The following is a 25,447-nucleotide window of genomic DNA, read 5'->3' as shown; positions in this document are numbered from 1 at the left end:
CGGCCGTGAGGTCCGGGCGGCGCTGGAAGAGGCCCGCGGCGGCGGCGTAAGCGCTGTCGGCGGTCGGCCTGGCCCGGGCGAAGAGGTCCTCCTCCGCGGTGAGGCCGAGGTCGGCCAGGGTGGCGCGGAAGGCCTCCTCGCGCTGGGCGAGGCCGTCGGCCGCCCGCCCTCCCAGGAAGCCGATGCGGCGGTGGCCCAGGCCCGTCAGGTACTCCACCACCGAACGCACTCCCCCGGCCTCGTCGGCCAGGACGCTGGGGGCCGAGGGCAGGCCGGGGACCGTCCGCCCGGCGAAGACCACGGCCAGGCCGAGCCGGGTGAGCGCCTGCCAGACGGCCGGATCCCGCTGGACCGGCATCGCGATGACGCCTTCGACCCGCTGCTCGGCGAGCCGGCCGAGGACCTCGGCCTCCGCCTCCGGGTCCTCCCCGGTGGCGTCCAGGATCACGTGGACTCCCTGGGTGCGGGCGCACGCCAGGACCCCGGCGGTCAGCTCGGCGCAGAACGGATCCGCGACGTCGGTGACGAGCAGGCCCATGCCGCCGGTGCGCCGGGTCCTCAGGCCGCGCCCCAGGGCGCTGGGGCGGTACTCCAGCGCGCTCGCCGCGGCCAGGACGCGCTGCCTGGCGGCCTCGCTGACCGGGCCGGAGCCCGACAGCACCCGGGAGACCGTCGCGATCCCCACGCCCGCCGCGGCCGCCACGTCCTTGATGGTCGCTCCGCCCATCGACCCTCCCTCCGGTCCCGGACATCTTTCCACGCCTCAGTTTTGGAAACGTTTCCATTCTAGACGGCAGCCCAGCACCTTCAAGGTTTCCCCCGCTCTGGGGCTGGACAAGTAAAGCCAGCAGGCTGCACAGTGAATACCGGACGGAGGACGACGGCACCCCCGGTGCGTCTCCTGGCTCCACAACTGAGAATGAAAACGTTTCCACCAAAGGGGAAGACGATGGCCGAGATCGTCCTGGACGGCATCGACAAGATCTACGCGGGCGGGGTCAAGGCCGTCGACAGCCTGAGCCTGCAGATCGAGGACGGCGAGTTCATGGTGCTGGTCGGCCCGTCCGGCTGCGGCAAGTCCACCGCGCTGCGGATGATCGCCGGCCTGGAGGACATCTCCGGCGGCACTCTGCGGATCGGCGACCGGATCGTCAACGACCTGGCGCCCAAGGACCGCGACATCGCGATGGTCTTCCAGAACTACGCCCTCTATCCGCACATGACCGTCGAGCAGAACCTCGCCTTCGGCCTGAAGCTGCGGGGCACCGCCAAGGACGAGATCAAGAAGCGGGTCGCCGAGGCCGCCAAGATGCTCGGCCTCGAGCCCTACCTCAAGCGCAAGCCCGCCGCCCTGTCCGGCGGCCAGCGCCAGCGGGTCGCGATGGGCCGGGCGATCGTGCGCGAGCCGCAGGCCTTCCTCATGGACGAGCCGCTGTCCAACCTCGACGCCAAGCTCCGGGTGTCGATGCGCGCCTCCCTCAGCCAGCTGCACGAGCGGCTGGGCGTCACCACCATCTACGTCACCCACGACCAGGTCGAGGCGATGACGCTGGGCGACCGCGTCGCGGTGCTGCGCGACGGCAAGCTCCAGCAGGTCGACACCCCCAAGCGCCTGTTCGACCACCCGGTGAACCTGTTCGTCGCCGGGTTCATCGGCTCCCCGTCGATGAACTTCGCCGACGCCGAGCTGACCGGCGAGACGTCCGGGGCGTTCGTGGAGTTCGCCGGCCTCCGGCTGCCCGTCCCCGCCGACGTGTTCGAGGCCAAGCCGGAGCTGGCGGACTACCTGGGCCGCCGTCTGATCGTCGGCATCCGCCCGTCGGACTTCGAGGACGCCGAGCACGCCAAGCCGGAGTGGACCCGCGTCCCGGTCAAGGCCGGGGTGACCGAGGAGCTCGGCTCCGAGATCAACGTGATCTTCCCGATCGACGCGCCGCCCGTCGCCCACAAGGACACCGAGGACCTGGCCAGCGACGCCACCGACGGCGAGGGCGAGGACGTCACGCTGCCGCTGCTGGAGGAGGACAAGGCGCTCTGGACCGCCCGGGTCAACGCCCGCTCCCGCGTGCGCCCCGGCCAGGAGCTGGAGTTGGGCATCGACACCCACCGCCTGCACTTCTTCGACGCGGGCACCGGCCTGGCCGTCGGCCACCCCGACGCCGCCGAGACCGCCCGCCGCCTCGGCGTCTCCCCGGCCGTCGCCAAGGCCTGAACCGGCGTCCGTGACGGCCCCCGCCCGGTGCGGGGGCCGTCGCGTGTCCGGACGTCCTTCCGGCTACGGGCCGGCGGACCTCCACTCGTCGTGGCGTTCCTGACGGCAGCGCGCGCAGAGGTCGCCGTGCCCGGTGTTGCCGCCGCACCCGCCGCACCGGCTGAGTTCGGCACGGGCGGGCCTGGAGCCGGTGGTGGCGACGGTGACGCAGGCGGGGCAGAGCCCTTCGGGAAGCTCCGCGCTCCGCCCCAGGCTCAGCTCCTCCAGGGCGGCGGCGACGTCCCGCGCGAGGTCGGAGGGGGCGACCGCCATGCTCCCGCAGGCGGTGCGGCACAGGGTCCCCGGCACGGGCGGGACGCCGAAGAGCCCGGGGATCAGGTGCCGGTACGCCGGATCAGCGGTGGCATAGGGGCTGTGCGGGTTCGGGGGGAGGTGGGGCAATGAGTCGTCCTGTGTGCTCGGGGGCGGGACTCGGTGACAGGGCCGTACCCGGCCGAGTCTGCCCCCGAACCGGCCGCCCCCGAGAAAGATCCACAAGAAGGTTTCGATTTCGTTGCGCGGGCGGAACCCCGCCGCGCCGCACCAGGATCACACCTTGCGCCAGCGCGGGATCCAGGCCCCGTCGACCACCTCGTAGTCGCCGAACAGCGCCGGAGCCTCGGCCCGCAGGACCTCTCCGATCCGCCCGAACAGCAGCCGGATCTCCTCCTCGGCGCCTTCGGCCGTCCGCGTCTCCAGCGTGTGCCGCAGCGTCCGCACGTTCGCCGTCCACACCAGCCCCGTCGCCACCCCTTCGGGCGCGAACCTCCGCATGAACGACGTCCGGTGCTTCTTCTCCGCGAACGCCACCCCCTCGTCGTCCAGCCCGAAGTGCCCGGCCATCCACCGCTGGAACTCCTCCATCCGCTCCAGCAGCTCCGTGGCCCTGCCCATCAGCTCCGGATCCTCCCGCGCCCACTCGGGGAACCAGAACGGAAGGTCCTCGAGCCGGACGAACCGCAGCGACTCCTGCGAGATCGCCGTACCCGGCCTGTGCCGAACCAGCTCATGGGTCAGCACACGGCTGACGTTGTGCAGGACGAACCCGAAGGACACGTGCTCCAGGACGGAGCCGTGAAGACTGGCGAGGATGTTCGCCAGGTAGGCGTCCTGGTCGGTGCGCACCCGCGTGACGTTGGGGTTGAGGCCGGGCTCCCATGACCGGTAGCAGAGCCGGCCGGCGAACTCGGCCAGGTTCTGCGGGTCGTTCAGTTCCCCGTCCAGGTCGCCGCGGTCCAGCCGTTCCAGCCACGACTCGCCCCCGACCTCCCGCAGGTACCGCGCCACCTCGTCGTAGTCCAGTTGCGGCTTGGACACGAGGAACACCTCGGGCTCCACACTCTTCATCCGTCCCCTCCCGACGGACAGATTAGAGCGCCCGCTCCCGCCCGGGGGCGGGAGCGGGCGCGGGTGGCCGCCTGTCTCACTTCACGGAGCCGGCGAGGACTCCCTGGACGAAGTAGCGCTGGAAGCCGAAGAAGACGGCCAGCGGGACGATCAGGGAGAGGAAGGAGCCGGCCGAGATCACGTCGACGCTCGAGCCGAACGAGCGGGTCTGCTGCTGCAGGGCCACCGTCAGGGGCTGGGAGTCGCGGTCGGCGAAGATCAGGGCGATGAGCAGGTCGTTCCAGACCCACAGGAACTGGAAGATGCCCAGGGAGGCGATGGCGGGCAGGCCGAGGGGCAGGATGACCCGGAAGAAGATCGTCCAGTCGCGGCCGCCGTCGATGCGGGCCGCCTCCAGCAGGGAGGCGGGGATCGCGGCGAAGAAGTTGCGCAGCAGGAAGATGGCGAACGGCAGGCCGAACGCCACGTGGAACAGCACCACGCCGACGACCGAGCCCATGATCCCGATCTTGCCGAACAGCTCGGCCAGCGGGATCAGGCCGATCTGCACCGGGACGACCAGCATGCCGACCACGCCGAGGAACAGCCAGTCCCGGCCGGGGAACTCCAGCCAGGCGAAGGCGTAGGCCGCCAGGGCCGCGATCGTCACCACCAGCAGCGTGGACGGCACCGCGATGAGGACCGTGTTGACGAACCCGTCCAGGATCGTGTCGTTCTTCACCAGGTTCGCGTAGTTGTCCAGGGTGAGCTGCGCGGGCTTGGCGAACACCGTCCACCAGCCGCCGGAGTTGTTGTCCTTCACCGTCCTCAGCGAGGTGAGGAACAGGCCGAACGTCGGCACCAGCCACACCAGCGCGACCACCACGAGGAGGGCGTGCAGGAAGCCGCGGCCGACGAGCCGCACCAGCCTGGCGCTCATGTGTTCTCCCTCCGGAAGCGGCGGATGTTGAAGATCATCGCGGGGAGCACCAGCAGGAACAGCACGATCGCGATCGCGCTGCCCAGACCCTGGTCGGAGTCGCTGCCGCCGAAGGAGCGCACGTACATCTGCAGGGCCAGCACGCTGGCGTCCTGCTGCACCGGCCCCGGCGCCAGCACGTACACCAGGTCGAAGATCTTCATCACGTTGATGACGAGGGTGACCACCACGACGACGAGCACCGGCGCGAGCATCGGCACCGTGATCTTGCGGAAGACCTGGAACTCGCTCGCGCCGTCGGTGCGGGCGGCCTCCAGCACGTCCCGGTCGATGGCGGCCAGGCCCGCGCCGATGAGCACCATCGCGAAACCCGCCCACATCCAGACGTAGGCGCCGATGATGGCGGGGGTGACCAGGCCGGGGCCCAGCCACTCGACCCCGCCGTAGCGGGGCGCGAAGTTCTCCGCGGGCAGCCGGACCGTCGCGTCGCCCGAGACGCCCTCCAGCCGGAAGGCGCCGTCCGGTCCGGTCTCGGCCGAGGCCACGACCTTCCCGTCGACGACCGCCTGGACCACGAGGTCCTTCATGCCCTTCTCGCCGGGGTCGATCCGGCCGGCCTCACCCGCGCCGCCCGGAGAGAAGTCCACCCAGACGGTGCCGGTCAGCGCGCCGGGCTCGGACGCGGCGGGAACGGCGTCCCGCAGTCCGGCCTGCGTCTCGGGGCTGACGGCGACCAGCGGCAGCAGCGCGGCCTCACCCGCCCTGACCTGCGCCTCGGCTCCCTCTCCCGACTCCTTCAGCGGCCCGTTCGGCCTGGGCCTGGCGCCCGGGTAGGGCGAGGGCGCCTCCCAGGTGTCGTGGACCCCCGTCGCGACGGCGTTGAGCACGCCCTTGTCGGGCGAGTGGTCGTAGACCAGGGTGAAGATGACGCCGGCGGCCAGGAAGGAGATGGCCATCGGCATGAACATGATCGTCTTGAACGCCGTGCCCCACCGGACGCGCTCGGTGAGCACCGCGAAGATCAGGCCGAGGACGGTGATGACCGCCGGGGCGACGACCACCCAGATGACGTTGTTGCGCAACGCGGTGTAGGTCGCCTCGTCGGTGAACATCTCCGCGTAGTTGCCGAGGCCGACGAAGTCCGTCCCGTCGGCGTCGAAGAGGCTGCGCCACGCGGTGTACCCGATCGGGTAGACCACCAGCAGGCCCAGCAGCACCAGGGCCGGGAGCAGGAAGCCCGCACGGATGAGGCCCGTCCGGCCGCGACGCGCGGCCGGACGGGCGGGTGCCCCCTTGGTCACGGGGCCTCCCATTACTCGAATGCCTTGGCCGCGGCCTTCTCCAGGGCCTCGGCGGCACCGTCCACGTCGGCGGGGTTCTTCAGGAAGTCCTGCAGGATCTTCCACTCGCCCGAACCCTTGGTGCCGCCGAACGAGGCGGGGGCGAGGTCGGACATGTCGAAGCGGACATCGTCGCCGGCGTCGATGACGGACTTGGCGATGGAGCGCTGGACGTCATCGGGGTAGACCGACAGGTCCAGGTTCTTGTTCGGGGAGACCATGCCGCCGTTCGAGGCCCACAGCTTGGCCGCCTCGGGCGAGGCCAGGTACTCCACGAGCTCCTGGGCGCCCTTGCTGTCCTTGAGGATGACCGCCGCGTCGCCGCCGCTGACCACCGGGGAGGAGTCGCCGACCGCCGGGAACGGGAAGAACTGCGCGTCGGTGCCGACCTTGGCCTCGGTGTTCTCGCTGATGACGCCGGAGACGAAGTCGGCCTCGAAGACCATCGCCGCCTTGGCGGGGTCCTTGAAGGTGTTGACGACCGAGGTCGGGAAGTCGGTGGCCAGCGCGCCCTGCTGGCCGCCGTTGATGAACTCCTTCTTGCCCCACAGCTCCGCGAGGGTCTTCAGCGCGGCCTTGACGGTGTCGTCCGTCCACGGGATCTCGTGCTTGGCGAGCTTGTCGTAGTTGTCCGGTCCGGCCTGCGAGAGGTAGACGTTCTCGAACCAGTCGGTCAGCGTCCAGCCGTCCGCGCCGGCGATCGACAGCGGCGCGACGCCGGAGTCGGCGATCGTCTGGGACGCCTTCACCCAGTCGGCCCAGGTGGCGGGCGGCTGGACCCCGGCGTCCTCGAACGCCTTGGTCCGGTACCAGACCGTCGACTTGTTGGCGGCCTTGAAGTAGACGGCGTACTGGGTGCCGCCGACGGTGCCGAGCGTCTTCCAGATGGGGGCGAAGTTCTCGTCCGTGGCCTTCTGCGTGTCCGCCGAGAGCGGGACCAGCCAGTTCTTCTTGGCGAAGTCGTTGATGGCGCCCTGGTTGGGCATCATCGCGACGTCCGGCTGGCCGCCGCCGGGGATCTTGGACGACAGGACGGTGATGAGGGTGTCGCCGTTGGAGGTGAAGTTGACCTTGGCTCCGGTCTCGGCGGCGAAGCCGTCGAGCACCTTCTGGAAGTTGGCCTGTTCACCGCCGCCGGCCGACCACGGGCCCGCCACCTCGAGCGTGACGCCCTTGAGGTCGGCGGCGGCGGTCTCCTCACCGCCGTCGTCGCTGCAGGCCGCGGCGGACGACAGGACGAGGCCTGCGGCCAGAGACACGCCGATGAAACGGGGGGTGCGCATGCTCTTGCTCCTCGGGTTCTTAACGGGTTTCGGCTCAGTACCCTCCCTACCGGCGAGTCACACGATCCCTCTTTACCTCCCCGTGGTTCGTGAGGAGATCGTTACAGAAGTGATCAAGACGGGCGGCGAGCCCCCTGAGCGCAAGGGCCCGCCGCAACGAAAATCCCTTCGGCCTCAGGAGTCCACGACGACGAGCTCGCGCGGGACGGTGTTCATCCGCTCGAATCCGTCCTCGGTGCACACCACGATGTCCTCGATGCGGGCACCGTGCGCACCGGGGTAGATGCCCGGCTCGACGGAGAAGGCCATGCCCGGCTCCAGCGGCTCGGTGTTCCCCGCGACGATGTAGGGGTGCTCGTGGGTCTGCAGCCCTATGCCGTGCCCCGTGCGGTGCACGAAGTACTCCCCGTACCCGGCGGCGGCGATGAGGTCGCGGGCGGCGGCGTCCACGGCCTCGGGCGTCACGCCCGGCCGCACCGCGCGGACCGCGGCCTCCTGCGCCTCCAGCAGCACCCGGTAGTACGTCTGGAACTCCTCCGGCGGGGTGCCCACGGCGTAGGTGCGGGTGGAGTCCGAGCAGTAACCACTGGGCATCGTCCCGCCGATGTCGACCACCACCGGATCGCCGGCCTCGATGACGCGGTCGGACAGCTCGTGGTGGGGGCTGGCGCCGTTGGGCCCGGAGCCGACGATGACGAAGTCGACGCTCACATGCCCTTCGGCCAGGATCGCCTCGGCGATGTCCCGGCCGACCTCCCGCTCGGTGCGGCCGGGCCGCAGGAGGCCGGGCACCATCGCGTGCACCCGGTCGATGGCGGCGCCCGCCTCGCGCAGCGCCTCGACCTCCGCGGCGCTCTTGCGCATCCGCAGCCGCCGCATCACCGCGCCCGCGGCGACCTGCCGCACTCCGGGCATCGCGTCCCGCAGCCGCAGCGCCATCGCCGCCCACATCTGGTCGGCGACGGCGACCTCCCCTGTGCCGGGCAGCCGCGCGGCGACCAGCGCGTACGGGTCCTCCGTCTCCTCCCACGGCACGAACTCCAGCCCCAGCCTCCCGGCTGGAGATGCCTGTGCCGCGGGCAGCTCCAGCCGTGGGACCACCAGGAACGGCTCGCCTTCCGCCGGGACGGCCAGGCAGGTCAGCCGTTCCAGGGGGTGCGCGTCGTAGCCGCTGACGTACCGCAGGTCGGGCCCGGGGGTCAGCAGCACCGCGCCGAGCCCCTCGTCCGCCACCGCGCCGCGCACCGCGGCCAGGCGTTCCGGCGGGTAGAGCCGCCGCATCATGTCGTCGTCGATCATCTCCCCAAGCTAACCGACGCCCCTGCGGTGATCGGCCGATCCGGTTAGGGTGGGCGCATGCCCGCCGGACGCCTGATGCTGCTGGACACCCCCTCGCTGTACTACCGCGCCTTCTTCGGGGTGCCGGAGTCGATGAAGGCACCCGACGGCACGCCGGTCAACGCCGTGCGCGGGCTGCTGGACATGATCGCCCGGCTGGTGGACGAGCACCGCCCCGAGCGGCTGGTGTGCTGCTTCGACGCCGACTGGCGGCCGCAGTTCCGGGTCGCGGCGATCCCCTCCTACAAGGCCCACCGGGTCGCCGCCCAGACGCCCGAGGGTTCCGTCGAGGAGACCCCCGACACCCTCACCCCGCAGCTGCCCGTCATCGACGCGGTGCTGGACGCCCTGGGCCTGCCGCGGGCCGAACTGCCCGGCTACGAGGCCGACGACGTCATCGGCACGCTCGCGGCCAGGGACCCGGGCCCGGTGGACGTGGTGACGGGCGACCGCGACCTCTTCCAGCTGGTCGACGCCTCCCGCGACGTCCGGATCCTCTACACCGCCAAGGGCATCCGCAACCTGGGCGTCTTCGGCGAGGACGAGATCGCGGCCAGGTACGGCATCCCCGGACGGGCCTACGCCGACTTCGCGATCCTGCGCGGCGACCCCAGCGACGGGCTGCCGGGCGTGCCCGGGATCGGCGAGAAGACCGCCGCCGCGCTCGTCTCCCGCTTCGGGTCGCTGGCCGGGGTGCTGGAGGCACTGGACGCCGGGGTCGTCGAGGGCTTCCCCGCCGGGAGCCGCAGGAAGCTGGAGGCGGGCCGCGCCTACCTGGGCCCGGCCGAACTGGTGTGCCGGGTGGTCACGGACCTTCCGGTCGAGGTGGACGACACGCTGCCGTCGGAGCCCCGCGACCCGGCGGAGCTGGAGTCGCTGGCCGCCCGCTGGAACCTGGCGTCCCCGCTCAAGAGGCTGATTTCGGCCTTGTGAGGCCCCCTGTGTCATCGGGCACAGGTCATCGGGGCAGGCAGGCGCAACCTTTCTCCTGGAAACGGTGTTCCCTGGCAAGGGAGAACCCCCGAAGCGCCAAGAGGTGCCAAGATGACCGTGCTCCAGACCCCTGAGACCTTCACCCGACCCGACGTCTCCCCCGCCGAACTGACCCGGGCCGTCCAGCGTTCCAACCACGACACCGCGCTGGCCGGCTGGGCCGTCACCACGATGGCACTCGGCCTGCTGATCCAGGTGGTGCTGCTGGCCGGGGCGCCGATCTCCCCCGCCCAGCTCGGGCTGGGCGCGCTGGTGCTCCCACTGCTGGCCGCCGGCACCCGGATCGTGCTGCTGCTGGACCACGCCTCCTCCTCGATCGGCTCGACGGCCGACCGCGTCCAGCTCCTGGCCGGGATCGAGACCCGGCAGTTCTGGACCTTCCGCGCCCGCCTGTGGACCTACGGGACCGGCGCGGCGTTCGCCCTCTGGACCGTGGCCGTCCAGCTGGTGGCGCACTGATCGGAGGACCGATGCCGGACTCATCCCGCCAGACGTTCTGGAGCAGCCTGGATCCCGCCGCCCGCGAGAACCTGCTGCGCGGCTGCCGGATCCGCCGGTACCGCCCCGGCGAGCACCTGTGCTACCAGGGCGAGCCCCCCGACCACATGCTCATCCTCCGCGAGGGCTGGGTGAAGGTCTGGAAGACCGACGAGAACGGCCACGAGTGCGTGATCGCGGTGCGCGGCCCCGGCGACCTGATCGGGGAGGCCGGCCTGCTCGCCGAGACCGACCGCACCGCGACCGTCACCGCCCTGCACGGGGTGACCGCCCTGTCGGTGCCCCGGGGCCGGTTCAACGGCTTCCTCAACGAGCACCCCGGCGCCTGGCCCAAGGTGTTCGGATCGCTCAGCCGGCGCCTGAACCAGTCCGACGAGCGCATCATGGCGCTGGGCGGCCGGTTCGGGGCGGCCCGGCTGGCGGTGTTCATGCTGCGGCTCGCGGCCGACAGCGGGCAGGCCCGCCCCGAGGGCGGGGTGCGGATCCCGCCGCTGTCCCAGGCGGAGCTGGGCAGCTGCGTGGACTCCTCCCGCGAGACCGTCGCCCGCGCGCTGCGCGAGTGGCGCGAGCTGGGGTTCGTGGAGACCGGCTGGCGCCGCACCACGATCCTGGACCCCGACGGGCTGCGCGCCCACGCCGAGACCTACGAGGGCTCCTGAAGACCTTCAGGAGCCCTCGCCTTTACACAGTAAGAAAAACGGGGGTACGGGAGCCTGGGAACCCCCGTGTTCCCGGCGTCAGGTGATGCTCGAGTAGGCGATGACGCCGCGGCGCATCTCGTCGGCCGCCCTGCGCGCGGTGTCCCTGACCGGGCCGGGGCCCGCCGCGTCCGCGATCTGGCCGAGCAGGTCCATCAGCTGCTTGACCGACCGGACGAAGTCGCCGGCCGTCATCCCCGCCTCGAGCAGCACCTCGTCGAGGTCCTCCCCACCGGTCCAGCGGTACGCCGCCCACGCGAAGCCCAGGTCGGGCTCCCGCTGGAAGGACACCTGGTTGTCCTTCTCCACGTTCTCCAGCTCGCCCCACAGCCGCACCATGCGGGTCAGGACCTCCCTGGTGCCCGGCGGGACCTTCGGCGGCGCCGCGTCGTCGGGCTGCCGCGACTCGTACACCAGCGCCGACACGCACGCCGCGAGCTCGGCCGGGCCCAGCCCGTCCCACAGGCCCTCCCGCAGCGACTCGGCGGTCAGCAGGTCCAGCTCGGAGTAGATCCGGCCCAATCGCCTGCCCTCGTCGGTGACCCGCCCGTCCTTGAGGTAGCCCAGCTGGTCCAGGACCGAGCACACCCGGTCGAACGTCCGCGCGATCACCTGCGAGCGCGACTCCACCCGGCGCCGCAGCCCGGTCGTCTCCCGCTCGGTGCGGAAGTACCGCTCGGCCCAGCGGGCATGGTCCTCGCGCTGGTCGCAGCCGTGGCAGGGGTGCTGCTTGAGCTTCGTGCGCAGCCGCTGGATCTCGCCGTCGTCGCCCTCGGAGCCGCCGCCGCGCGGACGGTGCCGCTTCACCTCGGCGTACGGCACCTTCTCGCGCAGCGTCGCCGCCATGTCCTTGCGGTGCTGGGGGTTGCGCGGGCTGAACCACTTGGGGATCTTGATCCGCTCGACGGGTTCGGCCGGGGCCCCGAAGTCGGCCATCGTCAACCGCTTGACCTGGCGGCTGTCCAGCAGCACCAGCGGGGCCGGCCCGTCGGAGCGCTTGGCCACCCCGGTGTCCAGGATCAGCGCCGCGCCGGTGGTGCGGCCCGCAGACACCAGTACCACGTCCCCGGGACGCAGCCGCTCCAGCGACCGCGCCACCTCCAGGCGCCGCGACCCCGCGCGCTCCCGCGACAGCGCCGACTCGGCGTCCGACAGGGCGCGGCGCAGCGCCGCGTACTCCATGAAGTCGCCCAGGTGGCACTCCGCCGCCTCGGCGTACCCCTCCATCGCCTCCTCGGCCTTGCGCAGCTGCCGGGCCAGGCCGACCACGGCCCGGTCCGCCTGGAACTGGGCGAAGGACTCCTCCAGCAGCGTCGCCGCCCGCTCCCGGCCGACCGCGCCGACCAGGTTCACCGCCATGTTGTAGGACGGGCGGAAGCTGGAGTTCAGCGGGTAGGTGCGGGTGGAGGCCAGCCCCGCGACCGAGCCCGGCTCCATGCCCGGCTGGTAGAGCACCACCGCGTGGCCCTCCACGTCGATGCCGCGCCGCCCGGCCCGCCCCGTCAGCTGGGTGTACTCCCCCGGGGTCAGGTCGACGTGCTGCTCGCCGTTCCACTTGTCGAGCTTCTCGATCATCACGGTCCTGGCCGGCATGTTCACGCCCAGTGCCAGGGTCTCGGTGGCGAACACCGCCTTGATCAGGTTGCGGGCGAACAGCTCCTCGACGACCTCCTTGAACACCGGGAGCATGCCCGCGTGGTGGGCGGCGATGCCGCGTTCCAGCCCGGCGAGCCAGTTGTGGTAGTTGAGGACCAGCTTGTCGGCCTCGGGGATGTCGGCGGTGCGCTCCTCGGCCAGCCTGCGGATCAGCTGGGCGTCCTCCCGGGAGGTCAGCCGCAGCCCCGTGTGCAGGCACTGCTCCACCGCCGCCTCGCAGCCGGCCCGGCTGAAGATGAAGGTGATCACCGGCAGCAGCCCGGCCCGGTCCAGGCGCTGGATCACGTCCGGCCGCGCCGGCGGGCGGAACCGCACCGGCCGGTGGTCCCTGCGCCGCCCGGAGCGGCGGCTGTTGTTGATCTTCGCTTTGCGGACGTCGTCCAGGGAGATGCGGCGCAGCTCCGGGTTGACCTTGGGCCGGCCCTCCCGGCCGTCGTCCACGAACAGGTCGTACAGCCGGGTGCCGACCATCATGTGCTGCCACAGGGGCACCGGCCGGTGCTCGTCGACGATCACCGTGGTGTCGCCGCGGACGGCCTGCAGCCACTCGCCGAACTCCTCGGCGTTGGACACCGTCGCCGACAGCGCCGCCACCCGCACCGACTCCGGCAGGTGGATGATCACTTCTTCCCAGACCGCGCCGCGGAACCGGTCGGCCAGGTAGTGGACCTCGTCCATCACCACGTAGCCGAGCTGCGCCAGGGTCTGCGACTTGGCGTACAGCATGTTCCGCAGCACCTCGGTCGTCATCACGACGATCGGCGCCTCGCCGTTGACCGAGTTGTCCCCCGTCAGCAGGCCGACGTTCGCCGCCCCGTAGCGCTTCTGCAGATCGCCGTACTTCTGGTTCGACAGCGCCTTGATCGGGGTGGTGTAGAAGCATTTACGGCCCTCGCGCAGGGCCAGGTGGACGGCGAACTCCCCCACCACCGTCTTGCCCGAACCGGTGGGAGCGGCGACCAGGACCCCGTGGCCCTTCTCCAGGGCACGGCAGCCCTGGAGCTGGAACTCGTCGAGGTCGAAGTCGTACAGGCCCTGGAACTCCCGCAGGGCGGGCCCGTTCTCCGACACGTTTCTCTTGTGGGCCGCGTAACGCTCGGCGGGACTGCTCATGCCCACCAGCCTATGGTTTCAGCAGGCCCGATTCCCACCGGGTTTTCTGATCTTAACTCTTCACACGGCCTTCGCCCGGCGGCCCGATCGGCTCGCCGATGTCGAACGGCTCCGCCTCGATCACCGAGGTCTCGTCGTCCGCCAGGCCCTCGTACAGCGAGGGCTGCTTGGCCCTGCGCCGGTCCACCAGGAAGGCCACCCCGTCGGCCAGCCCGTACAGGACCACCACCGGCGCCGCCAGCGCGAGCATCGTGAACGGGTCGGGGCTCGGCGTGGCGACCGCCGCGAACACGAAGATCAGGAAGACGATCGTGCGCCGGAACTTCTTGATCGTGCTGTGCGGGAGGGCGCCCGCCAGGTTGAGGATGCTCACCAGCAGCGGCAGCTCGAAGGCGAGCCCGAAGACCAGCAGCATGGTCACCAGGTAGCCCAGGTACTCGTCCACCGTGATGAGCGGCGCCACGTCCTCCGGAGCGAAGTCCAGGAAGATCGACAGGCCCTTCTCGATGGTGAAGTAGGCCAGCACCGCGCCGCCCAGGAAGAGCGGGATCGCCAGGGCCAGGAAGAGCAGGCTCCAGCGCTTCTCCTTGGACAGCAGGCCCGGCGCCACGAACGCCCACAGCTGGTAGAGCCAGAGCGGGGACGAGATCAGCACGCCCACGATGAAGGCGATCTTCACGTTCAGGAAGAACGAGGTGAAGATGCCGTTGACGATCAGCGCGCAGGAGTCGCCCTTCAGCTCCTGGGACTGCGGCACCGCGCAGAAGGGATCGCGCAGGATGTCCCAGACCTGCTCCTTGACCAGCCAGCCGACGACCATGCCGGCGAGCAGGCCGAGCATGGCCTTGATCACGCGGTTGCGCAGCTCGCGCAGATGGTCGAGGAGCGGCATGCGGCCATCGGGGTTGTCCGGAAGCCTGCTCATCCTCATCCTAGATTCGGTTCGGTCGACAGCGGGGAGAAGCGGTCAGGAGGGGCGGTTCGCCTGGTCCTGGCTGACCGGCACACCGTTCAACGTGGTCCCGTCGACCGGCTGCGCCGGAGGGATCTGCTGCTGCGCGGGGGCGGGAGCGGGCTGCGCGGGCGCGGCCGACTTGTCCTTGGCGTCGTCGCCCACCAGGCCCTTGGTCTCGGACTTGAAGATCCTCAGCGAACGGCCCAGGGAGCGCGCTGCGTCCGGCATCTTCTTGGAACCGAACAGCACCATGATCACAACGGCGATGAGCAGAAGCTCAGGCCAACCCAACGAACCCATGGAATCCTCATTTCAGCAGGTCTACTTCGGTCGATGCTACGCCCACCACACGGTAATACAGCGTGTCCGCCCGGTAAATCCTGCACTTTCCTTGTCTTTTCACCCAGGTCAACGTCGCATCGGCATCCTATGCGGGACATCCGGTTAACGATCCCCGGTCCGGGCCTTCCATCCGTCGACCCTGCGCTGCAGCTCGCGCTGCCGCGGCTCCAGCCGCCGACGGGTGCGCTCCACCTCGCGGCCCAGCCCCCGGGTGCTCACGAACACCCGGAAGGCCGCGTAGAACAGCACGGCCAACCCGACGAACCCCAGCACCACCGACACCATCGCCCAAGCCACACCTGAACGGTAGCGCAACACTCACGCGTACAGGGCCAGGGCCCGCTCCGCGTCCTGCCTGATCCGCCCGCCCAGCTCCGCCGGCTCCACCACCCGGCCCTGCTCGCCCAGCCGCAGCGCCAGCGACCGCACCCAACGCGGGTCGGACGTCAGCAGCACCACCCGCAGCCGCCCCTCGCCCAGCTCCTCCACCCGCTCGCACGGGTAGTAGTCGGCCACCCAGCGGCCCGACGGCGTCAGCTCCAACGTCACCCGCACATCACTGGCGGACGCCTGGAACAGGCCGCCGTCCAGATCCCGGCGCTCGGCCCCGGCCGGCACCTCCGCCGGGAACTCCAGCACCTCGGCCTCCAGGATCTGATCCATCCGGAACAGCCGCACCGCCTCCGCGCGGCGGCACCAGCCCTCCAGGTAGGTGCGGCCGTCGACCACCAGCACCCGCATCGGATCCACCTGCCGGACGGTGTTCTCGTCCCGGCCCGCCACGTAGTACGTGATCCGCAGGCGACGATCCTCCCGCAACGCCCGCTGCACCACGCCCAGCGAACCCGTCCTGCGGTCCACGTCCACCGACAGCTGCCTCGCCGCCGCCGCGGCCTCCCCCGCCGCCGCCTCCAGCTTGGCGATCAACCGGGTCAGCGCGTCGCGCTCGGCCGCGCCCGGCAGCTCCGCCAGCATCCGCAGCGCCACCAGCAGCGCCGCCGCCTCGTCCGCGCCCAGCCGCAGCGGCCTGCTGATCGACTCCGCCTCGCTGACCGTGATCTCCCCGCCCTCGTACGACAGGTCGATCGGGCAGTACGGATCGGGCGAGCGCAGCTCCAGACACCACAGCAGGTTCAGATCGTCCCGCAGCTGCCGCTCGGTGATCCCGAAGGCCTCGGCCGCCTCTGTCAGGCCGACCGTCTCCCGCGACACCACGTACGGCACCAGCGCCAGCAACCGCGTCAACCTGTCCGCCGAAGTCGACGTCGACTTCACGACAGCACCCCCTTCAACTGCCGGATCACGGCCTCCCGCAGGTCCGGCGGCTCCACCACCAGCACGTCGTCGGCGAACCGCGCCAGGCTCGCCGCCAGGAACTCCACATCCCACACGTGCAGCTCCGCCTCGTCCCAGACCTCGTCGACCTGGGTGATCCCCACCGCCCAGCGCCGCACGCCCAGCGCCCGGCCCCGGCGCAGGCGCACCCGCGCCGCACGCCGCTCCACCGGACGCTCCTCCCGCTCGAAAGCGATCTTCCGGATGTCGACGTCCTCGGGGACCTTCACCTCGCCGGCCGGGCCCCGCGCCACGACCTCGCCCAGCACACGGCTGAGCCGGAACACCCGGGGCGCCCGGCGCACCCGGTCGTGCCCCACCAGATACCAGCGGCCCCGCCGCGACGTCAGCCCCCACGGCTCCACCAGCCTGCGCTGCGGCTCGCTGCGCCCCATCGTCCGGTACTCGAACGACGCCACCCGGCCGTCCCGCACCGCCTCGTACAGGGCGGGGAACGCCGGCTCGTCAGCGCCCACCCGGGGCTCCAGCACCGAGGCGCCCTCCGGGTCGGTCTCGATCCCGGCCGCCCTCAGCTTGAACAGCGCGCCCGAAGCCGCCTCCGCCAGGTTCGCCTGCTGCCACACCCGCGCCGCCAGGCCCAGCACCGCCGCCTCGTCCGACGTCAGGTGCAGCTCCGGCAGCTCGTAGGCCTGCGGCGGGATCCGGTAGCCGGTCTCCTCCTCCTCGGCGCCGACCTCCAGCGGAATGCCCAGCTCGCGGAGCTCCTCCTTGTCCCGCTCGAACATGCGCTTGAACGCCTCGTCGGACTCCGGGTACCCCGGGACCGCCCGCCTGATCTGCGCCGCCGTCAGATACCGCCGGGTCGCCAGCAGGCACACGACCAGATGCAGCAGACGATCGGTTTTACGCCGCGACATTCCGCACCACCTCCCTCCCCCAGAACGCTACCGTCTAGAGCGTGATCCGATGGCGCAAAGGCAGAGTGGAAGAGATCCGGCGGGAATGGCCCGGAGCGGTCGAACTCCGGGTGACGGTCGACGGGGAGCCCGCCAGGGCCCTGGCCTACCCCGCCCTCGTGGGCAGACCCGAGCCGGGCGACACCGTCCTGCTCAACACCACCGCCCTGGCGATGGGGCTGGGCACCGGCGGCTACGCCATGGTCGTCGCCGTCCCCGACCGGCTCCCGCCCGACCCGACCGGCCCCGGCCACCTCGTCAAGGCCCGCTACACCCCCCTGCAGGCCACCGTCCTGGGCGCCGACGAGCAGGACTCCCCCCACCACGAGCTGCTCGCCGAGGCCGACTCCCTGGACGGCGCCCCCGTCCTCGTCGCCGACCTGCACTCCGCGCTCCCCGCCCTGCTGTCCGGGCTGCTCCTGGAGCGGCCCGGAACCCGCGCCGTCTACGTCATGCCCGACGGCGGAGCGCTGCCGTCCTGGTTCTCCATGTCCATCGCCCAGCTCAAGGAGGCCGGGGTCCTGGCCGCCTGCGTCACCGTCGGACAGGCCTTCGGCGGCGACCTCGAGACCGTCACCGTCCACACCGGGCTGCTCGCCGCCCGCCTCGTCCTGGACGCCGACGTGATCATCCTCGCCCAGGGGCCCGGCAACCTCGGCACCGGCACCCGCTGGGGCTTCTCCGGAGTCTCCGCCGGAGAGGCCGTCAACGCCGCCGCCGTGCTCGGCGGAAGACCCGTCGCCTCACTGCGGGTCAGCTCCGGCGACGCGCGCGAACGCCACCAGGGGATCTCCCACCACAGCCTCACCGCCTACGGACGCGTCGCCCTGGCCCGCGCCGACGTGCCCGTGCCCCTGCTGCCCGGCGCATTCGGCGCCGGGGTCGCCGCGCAGGCCGAACCCCTCGCCGAACGCCACGACCTCGTCCCCGTGCCCGTCGACGGCCTCGAGGAAGCCCTGCGCGCCGACGAGAAGGCATGGGGCGTGCGCATGTCCACCATGGGCAGGCGGCTCGACGGCGACCTGGAGTACTTCCTCGCCTGCGCCGCCGCCGGACGCCACACCGCCTCGCTCCTGTGAGGCCCCGGGCGGACCGGACCGCCGGTCCGCCCGGCCCTCAGTAGACCCCGAGAACGTCGATCACATAGACCAGGGTGTCGTTCGCCTTGATGCCGTACTTCGGCAGCCCCTTCACCTTCAGGTCCTCGGCGCCGTACGCCATGTCCGGCGGCGCCACCACCAGCAGGCGGCTGCCCGCCTTCTGACCCACCAGCGCCTCGTCCCAGCCCTTGATGACCAGGCCCTGCCCGATCACCGTGGAGTACGCCTTCCCGTCCGACCACGACGAGGAGAAGACCTTCCCGTCCCGCCACAGCGCGCCCACGTACTGGATCGCCACCAGCCGGCCCGCGCCCACCTCATCGCCGATCCCCTGCTTCAGGGTCTTGACGGTCAGCTTCCCGGGCGCCGCGCCCTTCGGCACCTTCACCGTCGGCACCGCGCCCGCCGACACCTCGGGCAGGCCCTGCTCCTGGAAACCGGAAGGCGACGCCACCGAGGCGTCCTTGGCGTGCGCCGCGACCACGTCCAGCACGTAGACCAGGGAGTCCTCACCGCCGATCTGCAGCCGCGCGGCCCCCTTGTCCCCGTAGCCGTCCGCCGGCGGGATCACCGCCACCACCCGGGAACCGACCTTCGCGCCCACCAGCGCCCGCTTCAGGCCCGGCACCAGGTTCCAGGTCGGGAAGGACGACGGGACCCCACCCTGATAACTGCTGCCGATCAGCACCGAGGTGCCCTCGGGCTTCCAGCTGTAGCCGACGTAGTTCGCCACCACCAGATCGCCCTCGGCGACCTTCCGGCCCGAGCCCTCGATCGGCGTCTCCAGCTCGAACTCGCCGGACGGCGCCTCGCCCTTGGGGAACTTCACCTGGGGCAGCTTCCCGAACTCCCCGTCCACCGCCACCTCAGGCTCGGCAGGACCATCTCCCCCGCAAGCGGTCAACGACACGGCCAGCAGCAGAGGAACAGCCAGCAACCTGACAAAACGACGCATCAACGGATACCTCGGGTCACTAATACAAGGACGGGCTGCAACCCTACCGGCACGTAACTCTTTGAACGAGGGTTACATCCCGGTAAAAACAGCCCGTCCTCGACTACATGCCCGCGATCAGCTTGTCGACCCGCTCGTCCACCGAACGGAACGGGTCCTTGCACAGCACCGTCCGCTGCGCCTGATCGTTCAACTTCAGATGCACCCAGTCCACCGTGAAGTCACGGCGCTTCTCCTGCGCCTTCTTGATGAACTCCCCGCGAAGACGCGCACGGGTCGTCTGCGGCGGCACCGACTTCGCCTCGAAGATCGCCAGATCCTTCGTGATCCGCTCCACCGCGCCCCGCTTCTCCAGCAGGTAGTACAACCCGCGGTTACGGTGCACATCGTGGTACGCCAGATCCAGCTGCGCCACCCGCGGACTCGACAACGGCAGATCGTACTTGTGCCGGTACCGCTCGATGAGCTGGTACTTCGTCACCCAGTCGATCTCCCGGGCCACCATGTCCAGGTCACCCGTCTCCACCGCCGTCAGCGTCCGGTCCCACAGCTCCAGCACCCGCTGCACCGTCGGATCCGGACCCCGCCGATCCATGAAGTCCTTCGCCTTGGAGAAATACTCCCGCTGGATCTCCAGCGACGACGCCTCCCTGCCGTTGGCCAGACGCACCTTCCTGCGCCCCGTCATGTCATGCGAGACCTCCCGGATCGCCCGGATCGGGTTCTCCAGCGTCAGATCCCGCATCACCACCCCGGCCTCGATCATACGCAGCACCAGATCGGTCGCCCCGACCTTCAGCAGCATCGTCGTCTCCGACATGTTGCTGTCGCCCACGATCACATGAAGCCGCCTGAACCGCTCCGCGTCCGCGTGCGGCTCATCCCGCGTGTTGATGATCGGACGAGACCGCGTCGTCGCACTCGACACGCCCTCCCAGATGTGCTCCGCCCGCTGCGAGACGCAGTACACCGCGCCCCTCGGCGTCTGCAGCACCTTGCCCGCACCACAGATGATCTGCCGCGTCACCAGATACGGAATGAGCACGTCCGCCAGCCGGCCGAATTCCCCGTGCCGGCCCACGAGATAGTTCTCATGACAGCCGTAGGAGTTGCCCGCCGAATCGGTGTTGTTCTTGAACAGATAGATGTCCCCGGCGATGCCCTCCTCCCGCAGACGCCGCTCGGCGTCCACCAGAAGACCCTCCAGGATCCGTTCACCCGCCTTGTCGTGCGTGACCAGATCGATCACGCTGTCGCACTCAGGCGTCGCATACTCAGGATGACTGCCGACGTCCAGATAGAGCCGCGCCCCGTTCCGCAGGAACACGTTGCTGCTCCGGCCCCATGACACCACCCGACGGAACAGATAACGCGCCACCTCATCAGGTGACAACCGCCGCTGCCCGCGGAAGGTGCAGGTGACCCCGTACTCGTTCTCGAGCCCGAAAATGCGCCTGTCCACACTTCGACCCTATGCGGCCACGGCCCCGAATGGCAGTGCCTCGAGCCCCCATTCTCACGGGCGCCCCGTAAATCTCCCACGAAACCTTCGAATACCGTCATAAAAAAACGCGACAGGGCCGCCCCGGACGGAAAACCGCCCCGGACGACCCCGGGTGACCGAGCTCTCAGCCGATCAGCCGCCTCAACCCTCCGCCGGAGCATCCCCCCGCGACGACGCCAGCAGCTCATCGATCCGCGAAGCCGGCAACCGCCGGAACAACCGGCGATCCCGGTTGCGATCCAACACCGCGACCTCCAGCTTCTCCGCCTCCAGAACCCGCTCGGCGTCCTGCTGCTGCAACGCGTACACCGCGATCTGCATCGCCTCCGCCAGGCTCTCACCATCCCGGTAGCGCTCTTTCAGAGCCGTCGCCACCGCGTCCGCCGCACCGCCCATCGCCACGAACCCGTGCTCGTCCGCGACCGACCCGTCGAACGTCAACCGGTAGATCTGATCGCTCTCCGCGTCGTCACCGACCTCCGCCACGACCAGCTCCACCTCATACGGCTTCGTCTGCTCCGTGAAGATCGCACCCAGGCTCTGCGCGTACGCGTTCGCCAGACCCCGCGCCGTCACATCCGAACGGTCGTACATGTAACCGTTCACATCCGCGTAGCGCACACCCGCCAGACGCAGCTGCTCGAACTCGTTGTACTTCCCGACCGCCGCGAACGCGATCCGGTCGTAGATCTCCGAGATCTTGTGCAACGCCCTCGAGGGGTTGTCCGCCACGAACAGGATCCCGTCGTCATACTGCAGGACCACCACCGAACGGCCCCGCGCGATCCCCTTCCGCGCGTAGTCCGCGCGGTCCTTCATCTGCTGCTCTGGCGCCACGTAGAACGGCATCGTCATCTTCTGAGACCTCCTTGGGGGATTACCGGAACCGCTACCGCAACGGGGCGTTCGGACCGCCCGGCGCACCATGCCGGGCCTCGACCACGGCCCGCGCCAGCTCGCCCACATCACCGTCCGGCACCCGCCGGTACCCCTCATCGGTGATCTCCGCCAGCACCGGGAAGATCCCCCGCGTCAGGTCCGGGCCACCCGTCGCCGAGTCGTCGTCCGCCGCGTCGTACAACGCCTGCACGCACACCAGCGCCGCGTCCTCGCGCGACAGGTCCGGCCGCCACAACTTCTTCAGCGAACCCTTCGCGAACACCGAACCCGATCCGATCGAGTGGTAGTCGTGCTCCTCGTACCGGCCGCCCGCCGCGTCATAGGAGAAGATCCGGCCGACCCCGCGCTCCAGGTCGTAACCTGAGAACAGCGGCACCACCACCAGGCCCTGCATCGCCATCCCCAGGTTCCCCCGGATCAGCGTCGCCAGCCGGTTCGCCTTGCCCTCCAGCGAGAGCAGGCGGCCCTCCATCTTCTCGTAGTGCTCCAGCTCCACCTGGAACAGCCGGGTCATCTCCAGGCCGATCCCGGCGGTCCCGGCGATCGCCACCGCCGAGTACTCGTCGGCCGGGAAAACCTTCTCGATGTCCCGCTGGGCGATCACGTTGCCCGCCGTCGCCCGGCGGTCGCCCGCCATGATCACGCCGCCCGGGAACGTCACCGCCACGATCGTCGTCGCGTGCGGGATGTCCAACCGCTCCGCACCCCCCTGCACCACCCGGTTCCCGGGGAGCATCTCAGGCCGGTAGGCCCCCACAAAGTCAGCGAAAGACGACGTTCCCGAGTTCATGAAGACCCCCGGAAGACCACCGCTCATCGGCACGGACGCCATGCGACTCCTTCCCCAGCACGCCGGTAGAACCTGCCTTGACCCTACTGACATTTGACCGCGCTGCGCATGCCGCGAGATCTTCCCCGAGTCCGCTCATGGCGAACCACCTGGAACCCTCAGAGCCCTTCCGCAACCGGAATGTGACCCAGCTTGTGCCACAGCAGGTACGACTGAGCCCTCTGCAGCCGCCTCCAGTCGTCGCCGGCCTTCCCCAGCATCGTGTTGCAGTTGAAGCACAGGAGGTCCCGCACCTCGCCCGTCTCATGATCATGGTCGACGTGCTCGGCCGGCCCCTCGCAGCAGATCGCGCACAGCCCGTCCTGGAACTCGGACATCTTCCGCACATCCTCGGGCGTCAGCCCGTAGGAGCGCTTCAGGTGCTCCCTCGCACCCCGCTCCTTCCGGCACGACTTGCACTCGGAAGCGAAACCGTCGGAGTTCACCCTCGCCCGGTGCCATTCGGAGTGCGGCTTGACCTCCGCACACGAAGGGCACCTTTTGTGCCCCGAAGGAACCTCGTACTTCTCCCGAACCGCGATTCCCTTCCGGGAGAGCCTCTCCCGGTACCCCTCCTGGGAACGTCGGCGCGCACAGGGCTTGCAGTAGGCCGCTCGCCCGTCCCGGTTCGTCTTGTTCAGGCCGAACGCCTCGACCGGCTTGACTTCGACACAGTCAGGGCATTTCTTACCGTTCACCGGCATCCCCTCCAAAGAGGCGGGCTCCCTGACCACCCTCCCCCGTCCCTCCAGCCGCTTACGGCGATTGACGCGAGCCGCCTCATTGGCGCACGGCTTGCATTGGCGTGCGAGCCCGTCGCTCTGACGCCGGTCGACGCCGAATGCCGAGACCGGTTTGCCCTCTTCACATCCTGTGCACCACTTGGTGCCCGCTTCCTGATCGTTCATGCCAGGGAGAGTAAGCCAACAGAAAAGAGCCCGCCGGGGAATTCAAAGAATCCCCCGGCGGGCCCCAAGAAAAGAAGGAACGATAACTACATCCGAAACGAATCGGACATATTATCTATTCTCCACCCTTTTGCACGTAAGATCGGATAAAGTCCTCTGCGTTCTCTTCGAGCACTTCGTCTATCTCGTCCAGAATTGCATCGACATCGTCCGAGAGCTTCTCCTGGCGCTCCTGAACGTCGGAAGAGGCTTCGGTCGTGGTCTCTTCGACCTCTTCGGTCTGGCGGGTGGTCTGCTTCTGTCCGCCGGTGTCCTTGGTGGCCATTGGGGCTCCTCCCGTACGTGCCGCGTTACGCCGTCGCGTTACGCCGACCCTACCCGCGGCCGTCCCGCGACGGAGGGCGCGTGTTTCCGCCCTCAGCGGATGGCCCGGAGGGTCGTTACGGTTATCGCCTCTAATCGGGTCTCTGAAACGGGCGAACAAACCACAAGACCGGCGAGGTCCCAGCGGTCCCCTCCGGCGGCCGGTGCCGGGAGGGGCGATGTTCCCGCGAAAGCCGCTCGGGAAAGGGCTGAGAATGCCTCAGGGCCCCGTACGGGTGGTACGGGGCCCTGAGGGCGGTATAGCGGGCGAAGGGGCCGGTCAGCCTTCTCCGGCGAGGATGGAGACGAGTTCGGCGGCTGTGCGGCAGCGGTCCAGGAGGGCGCCCACGTGGCTCTTGGTGCCGCGGAGCGGTTCCAGGGTGGGGACGCGCTGGAGGGAGTCGCGGCCGGGGACGTCGAAGATGACGGAGTCCCAGCTGGCGGCGGCGACGCTGTCGGCGTACTGGGCGAGGCAGCGGCCGCGGAAGTAGGCGCGGGTGTCCTCGGGCGGGTTCTCGATGGCGTCGGTGACCTGGTCCTCGGTGAGGATGCGTTCCATGCGTCCGCGGGCGACGAGGCGGTTGTAGAGGCCGCGGTCGGGGCGGATGTCGGAGTACTGCAGGTCGACGAGGTGCAGGCGGGCGTGGGACCAGTCGAGGCCGTCGCGGCTGCGGTAGCCCTCGAGGAGTTCGAGTTTGGCGACCCAGTCGAGTTCGCGGGAGAGCTGCATGGGGTCGTCGCCGAGGCGGGTGAGCACGGACTCCCAGCGGTCGAGGACGTCCTTGGTCATCTCGTCGGTGTCGGCGCCGTACTTGTCCTCGACGTATTTGCGGGCCTGCTCGAGGTATTCCATCTGCAGTTGGACGGCGGTCATCTTGCGGCCGTCGCGGAGGGTGATCTGGTGTTTGCAGGTGGGGTCGTGGGAGATGGCGCGCAGGGCGGCGACGGGGCCCTCGATGGAGCGGTCCGCGGTGAGGAAGCCGTCTTCGATCATGGCGAGGACGAGTGCGGTGGTGCCGGTCTTGAGGTAGGTGGAGACCTCGCTCATGTTGGCGTCTCCGATGATGACGTGGAGGCGCCGGTATTTCTCGGGGTCGGCGTGGGGTTCGTCGCGGGTGTTGATGATGGGGCGTTTGAGGGTGGTCTCGAGTCCTACTTCGACTTCGAAGAAGTCGGCGCGCTGGCTGATCTGGAAGCCGTGGGTGCGGCCGTCGGCGCCGATGCCGACGCGGCCGGCGCCGGTGACGACCTGGCGGGTGACGAAGAAGGGCGTGAGGTGTTTGACGATGTCGGAGAAGGGGGTCTGGCGCTGCATGAGGTAGTTCTCATGGCAGCCGTAGGAGGCGCCCTTGTTGTCGGTGTTGTTCTTGTAGAGCTGGATGGGGTGGGTGCCGGGGACGAGGGCGGCCCGTTGGGCGGCGTCGGCCATGACGCGTTCGCCTGCTTTGTCCCAGAGGACGGCGTCCCGGGGGTTGGTGACCTCGGGGGCGGAGTACTCGGGGTGGGCGTGGTCGACGTAGAGGCGTGCGCCGTTGGTGAGGATGACGTTGGCGAGGCCGAGGTCCTCGTCGGTGAGCTGGGTGGGGTCGGCCACTTCTCTGGCGAGGTCGAACCCGCGCGCGTCGCGCAGGGGGTTCTCCTCCTCGAAGTCCCATCGGGCTTTTCTGGCCCGTGCCGCCGATGCCGCGAGGTATGCGTTGACGACCTGGCTGGAGGTGACCATCGCATTGGCACCGGGCTGTCCCGGTACGGAGATGCCGTACTCGGTCTCTATTCCCATGACCCGCCGAACACTCATGCCTTCGAGCCTAGTGGGAGAGTGGCCCGGCTCGTTGATCGACGCCGGGTTCTTGGCCGGTTCAGGTTGCGGGTGTGTGAACGCGGTGAGCGGGGGGGACCGTGG

Annotated in this window: 25 protein-coding genes; 5 read left to right on the top strand and 20 right to left on the bottom strand. The window is 70.0% G+C overall.

Going from position 1 to position 25,447, the window contains the following annotated elements; translation table 11 throughout:
- The coding region (locus tag ABD327_RS22795) for a LacI family DNA-binding transcriptional regulator (protein ID WP_344452652.1) at positions 1 to 727 on the bottom strand (727 nt) is incomplete at its 3' end.
- A 222-nt stretch (positions 728 to 949) separates the two neighbouring features.
- Here ABD327_RS22795 and ABD327_RS22790 point away from each other — a divergent pair.
- On the top strand, positions 950 to 2,212 hold the full coding sequence (locus tag ABD327_RS22790; protein ID WP_344452651.1) for an ABC transporter ATP-binding protein: 1,263 nt from the start codon (positions 950 to 952) through the stop codon (positions 2,210 to 2,212).
- A 63-nt stretch (positions 2,213 to 2,275) separates the two neighbouring features.
- On the opposite strand, the gene ABD327_RS22785 is transcribed toward ABD327_RS22790, so the two are convergent.
- The 6 genes from ABD327_RS22785 to ABD327_RS22760 all read right to left on the bottom strand — a co-directional run bounded on the left by ABD327_RS22785 (position 2,276) and on the right by ABD327_RS22760 (position 8,439).
- Positions 2,276 to 2,653, bottom strand: coding sequence for a hypothetical protein (locus ABD327_RS22785; protein ID WP_344452649.1), 378 nt, complete (start codon positions 2,651 to 2,653; stop codon positions 2,276 to 2,278).
- A 147-nt stretch (positions 2,654 to 2,800) separates the two neighbouring features.
- Entirely contained in the window at positions 2,801 to 3,598 is a 798-nt protein-coding gene (thyX, locus tag ABD327_RS22780) for an FAD-dependent thymidylate synthase (RefSeq protein WP_344452648.1), read from the bottom strand.
- 76 nt (positions 3,599 to 3,674) lie between these two features.
- On the bottom strand, positions 3,675 to 4,517 hold the full coding sequence (locus ABD327_RS22775; RefSeq protein WP_344452646.1) for a carbohydrate ABC transporter permease: 843 nt from the start codon (positions 4,515 to 4,517) through the stop codon (positions 3,675 to 3,677).
- Positions 4,514 to 5,818 (bottom strand): carbohydrate ABC transporter permease, encoded by a 1,305-nt coding sequence (locus tag ABD327_RS22770; RefSeq protein ID WP_344452645.1) that lies wholly within the window; start codon positions 5,816 to 5,818, stop codon positions 4,514 to 4,516. Before ABD327_RS22770 ends, ABD327_RS22775 begins: the two co-directional genes overlap by 4 nt.
- 11 nt (positions 5,819 to 5,829) lie before the next feature.
- Positions 5,830 to 7,140, bottom strand: a complete 1,311-nt coding sequence (locus ABD327_RS22765) for an ABC transporter substrate-binding protein (protein ID WP_344452644.1) — start codon at positions 7,138 to 7,140, stop codon at positions 5,830 to 5,832.
- A 174-nt stretch (positions 7,141 to 7,314) separates the two neighbouring features.
- A complete protein-coding gene (locus ABD327_RS22760) occupies positions 7,315 to 8,439 on the bottom strand; it encodes a M24 family metallopeptidase (RefSeq protein ID WP_344452643.1) in 1,125 nt (374 codons plus the stop codon).
- A 57-nt stretch (positions 8,440 to 8,496) separates the two neighbouring features.
- Here ABD327_RS22760 and ABD327_RS22755 point away from each other — a divergent pair, with 57 nt between their 5' ends.
- The 3 genes from ABD327_RS22755 (at position 8,497) to ABD327_RS22745 (ending at position 10,628) form a co-directional block, all read left to right on the top strand.
- Positions 8,497 to 9,411: a 5'-3' exonuclease gene (locus tag ABD327_RS22755; RefSeq protein WP_344452642.1), complete on the top strand. Its 915-nt coding sequence runs from the start codon at positions 8,497 to 8,499 to the stop codon at positions 9,409 to 9,411.
- Between the two features lie 111 nt (positions 9,412 to 9,522).
- On the top strand, positions 9,523 to 9,930 hold the full coding sequence (locus tag ABD327_RS22750) for a hypothetical protein (RefSeq protein WP_344452641.1): 408 nt from the start codon (positions 9,523 to 9,525) through the stop codon (positions 9,928 to 9,930).
- Between the two features lie 11 nt (positions 9,931 to 9,941).
- Entirely contained in the window at positions 9,942 to 10,628 is a 687-nt protein-coding gene (locus ABD327_RS22745; protein ID WP_344452640.1) for a Crp/Fnr family transcriptional regulator, read from the top strand.
- 78 nt (positions 10,629 to 10,706) lie between these two features.
- On the opposite strand, the gene ABD327_RS22740 is transcribed toward ABD327_RS22745, so the two are convergent.
- From ABD327_RS22740 to ABD327_RS22715, 6 genes are all read right to left on the bottom strand, one after another.
- The gene (locus ABD327_RS22740) at positions 10,707 to 13,436 is read right to left on the bottom strand and encodes a DEAD/DEAH box helicase (protein WP_344452638.1); all 2,730 of its coding nucleotides are present in this window, start codon (positions 13,434 to 13,436) and stop codon (positions 10,707 to 10,709) included.
- A 52-nt stretch (positions 13,437 to 13,488) separates the two neighbouring features.
- On the bottom strand, positions 13,489 to 14,361 hold the full coding sequence (gene tatC / locus ABD327_RS22735; protein ID WP_344452637.1) for a twin-arginine translocase subunit TatC: 873 nt from the start codon (positions 14,359 to 14,361) through the stop codon (positions 13,489 to 13,491).
- A 42-nt stretch (positions 14,362 to 14,403) separates the two neighbouring features.
- The gene (gene tatA / locus ABD327_RS22730) at positions 14,404 to 14,691 is read right to left on the bottom strand and encodes a Sec-independent protein translocase subunit TatA (protein WP_344452636.1); all 288 of its coding nucleotides are present in this window, start codon (positions 14,689 to 14,691) and stop codon (positions 14,404 to 14,406) included.
- Positions 14,692 to 14,835: 144 nt separating this feature from the next.
- The gene (locus ABD327_RS22725; RefSeq protein ID WP_344452635.1) at positions 14,836 to 15,030 is read right to left on the bottom strand and encodes a hypothetical protein; all 195 of its coding nucleotides are present in this window, start codon (positions 15,028 to 15,030) and stop codon (positions 14,836 to 14,838) included.
- A gap of 21 nt (positions 15,031 to 15,051) precedes the next feature.
- Complete coding sequence (locus tag ABD327_RS22720) at positions 15,052 to 16,008, bottom strand: helix-turn-helix transcriptional regulator (protein WP_344452633.1); 957 nt, start codon at positions 16,006 to 16,008, stop codon at positions 15,052 to 15,054.
- Positions 16,005 to 16,946, bottom strand: a complete 942-nt coding sequence (locus ABD327_RS22715; protein WP_344452632.1) for a helix-turn-helix transcriptional regulator — start codon at positions 16,944 to 16,946, stop codon at positions 16,005 to 16,007. Before ABD327_RS22715 ends, ABD327_RS22720 begins: the two co-directional genes overlap by 4 nt.
- Before the next feature lie 41 nt (positions 16,947 to 16,987).
- On the opposite strand from ABD327_RS22715, the gene ABD327_RS22710 reads away from it, so the two are divergent.
- On the top strand, positions 16,988 to 18,064 hold the full coding sequence (locus tag ABD327_RS22710; protein ID WP_344452631.1) for a DUF3866 family protein: 1,077 nt from the start codon (positions 16,988 to 16,990) through the stop codon (positions 18,062 to 18,064).
- A gap of 37 nt (positions 18,065 to 18,101) precedes the next feature.
- On the opposite strand, the gene ABD327_RS22705 is transcribed toward ABD327_RS22710, so the two are convergent.
- The 7 genes from ABD327_RS22705 to dop form a co-directional block, all read right to left on the bottom strand.
- On the bottom strand, positions 18,102 to 18,944 hold the full coding sequence (locus ABD327_RS22705) for an FKBP-type peptidyl-prolyl cis-trans isomerase (protein WP_344452629.1): 843 nt from the start codon (positions 18,942 to 18,944) through the stop codon (positions 18,102 to 18,104).
- A 199-nt stretch (positions 18,945 to 19,143) separates the two neighbouring features.
- Entirely contained in the window at positions 19,144 to 20,502 is a 1,359-nt protein-coding gene (gene pafA / locus ABD327_RS22700) for a Pup--protein ligase (protein ID WP_344452628.1), read from the bottom strand.
- A 183-nt stretch (positions 20,503 to 20,685) separates the two neighbouring features.
- The gene (gene prcA, locus ABD327_RS22695) at positions 20,686 to 21,393 is read right to left on the bottom strand and encodes a proteasome subunit alpha (RefSeq protein WP_344452825.1); all 708 of its coding nucleotides are present in this window, start codon (positions 21,391 to 21,393) and stop codon (positions 20,686 to 20,688) included.
- Positions 21,394 to 21,433: 40 nt separating this feature from the next.
- Positions 21,434 to 22,276, bottom strand: coding sequence for a proteasome subunit beta (gene prcB, locus ABD327_RS22690; protein WP_344452627.1), 843 nt, complete (start codon positions 22,274 to 22,276; stop codon positions 21,434 to 21,436).
- A gap of 116 nt (positions 22,277 to 22,392) precedes the next feature.
- On the bottom strand, positions 22,393 to 23,181 hold the full coding sequence (locus ABD327_RS22685; RefSeq protein ID WP_344452626.1) for an endonuclease VII domain-containing protein: 789 nt from the start codon (positions 23,179 to 23,181) through the stop codon (positions 22,393 to 22,395).
- A gap of 115 nt (positions 23,182 to 23,296) precedes the next feature.
- Entirely contained in the window at positions 23,297 to 23,506 is a 210-nt protein-coding gene (locus ABD327_RS22680; protein ID WP_344452625.1) for a ubiquitin-like protein Pup, read from the bottom strand.
- Between the two features lie 318 nt (positions 23,507 to 23,824).
- On the bottom strand, positions 23,825 to 25,342 hold the full coding sequence (dop, locus tag ABD327_RS22675; RefSeq protein WP_344452624.1) for a depupylase/deamidase Dop: 1,518 nt from the start codon (positions 25,340 to 25,342) through the stop codon (positions 23,825 to 23,827).
- Between the last annotated feature and the right edge of the window lie 105 nt (positions 25,343 to 25,447).

The sequence above is a fragment of the Actinocorallia aurantiaca genome (assembly GCF_039533685.1).
GTDB classification, from domain to species: domain Bacteria; phylum Actinomycetota; class Actinomycetes; order Streptosporangiales; family Streptosporangiaceae; genus Actinocorallia; species Actinocorallia aurantiaca.
Note: the sequence above shows the minus strand (reverse complement) of the source record. Positions and strands in the feature narration are given on the sequence as shown.

Excerpts from the sequence above, each read along its gene's own strand:
- ABD327_RS22755 (WP_344452642.1), top strand. The coding sequence starts at position 8,497 with ATGCCCGCCGGACGCCTGATGCTGCTGGACACCCCCTCGCTGTACTAC.
- ABD327_RS22745 (WP_344452640.1), top strand. The coding sequence starts at position 9,942 with ATGCCGGACTCATCCCGCCAGACGTTCTGGAGCAGCCTGGATCCCGCC.
- ABD327_RS22760 (WP_344452643.1), bottom strand. The coding sequence starts at position 8,439 with ATGATCGACGACGACATGATGCGGCGGCTCTACCCGCCGGAACGCCTG.
- ABD327_RS22750 (WP_344452641.1), top strand. The coding sequence starts at position 9,523 with ATGACCGTGCTCCAGACCCCTGAGACCTTCACCCGACCCGACGTCTCC.
- ABD327_RS22680 (WP_344452625.1), bottom strand. The coding sequence starts at position 23,506 with ATGGCCACCAAGGACACCGGCGGACAGAAGCAGACCACCCGCCAGACC.
- ABD327_RS22740 (WP_344452638.1), bottom strand. The coding sequence starts at position 13,436 with ATGAGCAGTCCCGCCGAGCGTTACGCGGCCCACAAGAGAAACGTGTCG.
- thyX (WP_344452648.1), bottom strand. The coding sequence starts at position 3,598 with ATGAAGAGTGTGGAGCCCGAGGTGTTCCTCGTGTCCAAGCCGCAACTG.
- prcA (WP_344452825.1), bottom strand. The coding sequence starts at position 21,393 with ATGCCGTTCTACGTGGCGCCAGAGCAGCAGATGAAGGACCGCGCGGAC.
- tatA (WP_344452636.1), bottom strand. The coding sequence starts at position 14,691 with ATGGGTTCGTTGGGTTGGCCTGAGCTTCTGCTCATCGCCGTTGTGATC.
- ABD327_RS22790 (WP_344452651.1), top strand. The coding sequence starts at position 950 with ATGGCCGAGATCGTCCTGGACGGCATCGACAAGATCTACGCGGGCGGG.
- ABD327_RS22765 (WP_344452644.1), bottom strand. The coding sequence starts at position 7,140 with ATGCGCACCCCCCGTTTCATCGGCGTGTCTCTGGCCGCAGGCCTCGTC.
- tatC (WP_344452637.1), bottom strand. The coding sequence starts at position 14,361 with ATGAGCAGGCTTCCGGACAACCCCGATGGCCGCATGCCGCTCCTCGAC.
- dop (WP_344452624.1), bottom strand. The coding sequence starts at position 25,342 with ATGAGTGTTCGGCGGGTCATGGGAATAGAGACCGAGTACGGCATCTCC.
- ABD327_RS22685 (WP_344452626.1), bottom strand. The coding sequence starts at position 23,181 with ATGAACGATCAGGAAGCGGGCACCAAGTGGTGCACAGGATGTGAAGAG.
- ABD327_RS22715 (WP_344452632.1), bottom strand. The coding sequence starts at position 16,946 with ATGTCGCGGCGTAAAACCGATCGTCTGCTGCATCTGGTCGTGTGCCTG.
- prcB (WP_344452627.1), bottom strand. The coding sequence starts at position 22,276 with ATGGCGTCCGTGCCGATGAGCGGTGGTCTTCCGGGGGTCTTCATGAAC.
- ABD327_RS22775 (WP_344452646.1), bottom strand. The coding sequence starts at position 4,517 with ATGAGCGCCAGGCTGGTGCGGCTCGTCGGCCGCGGCTTCCTGCACGCC.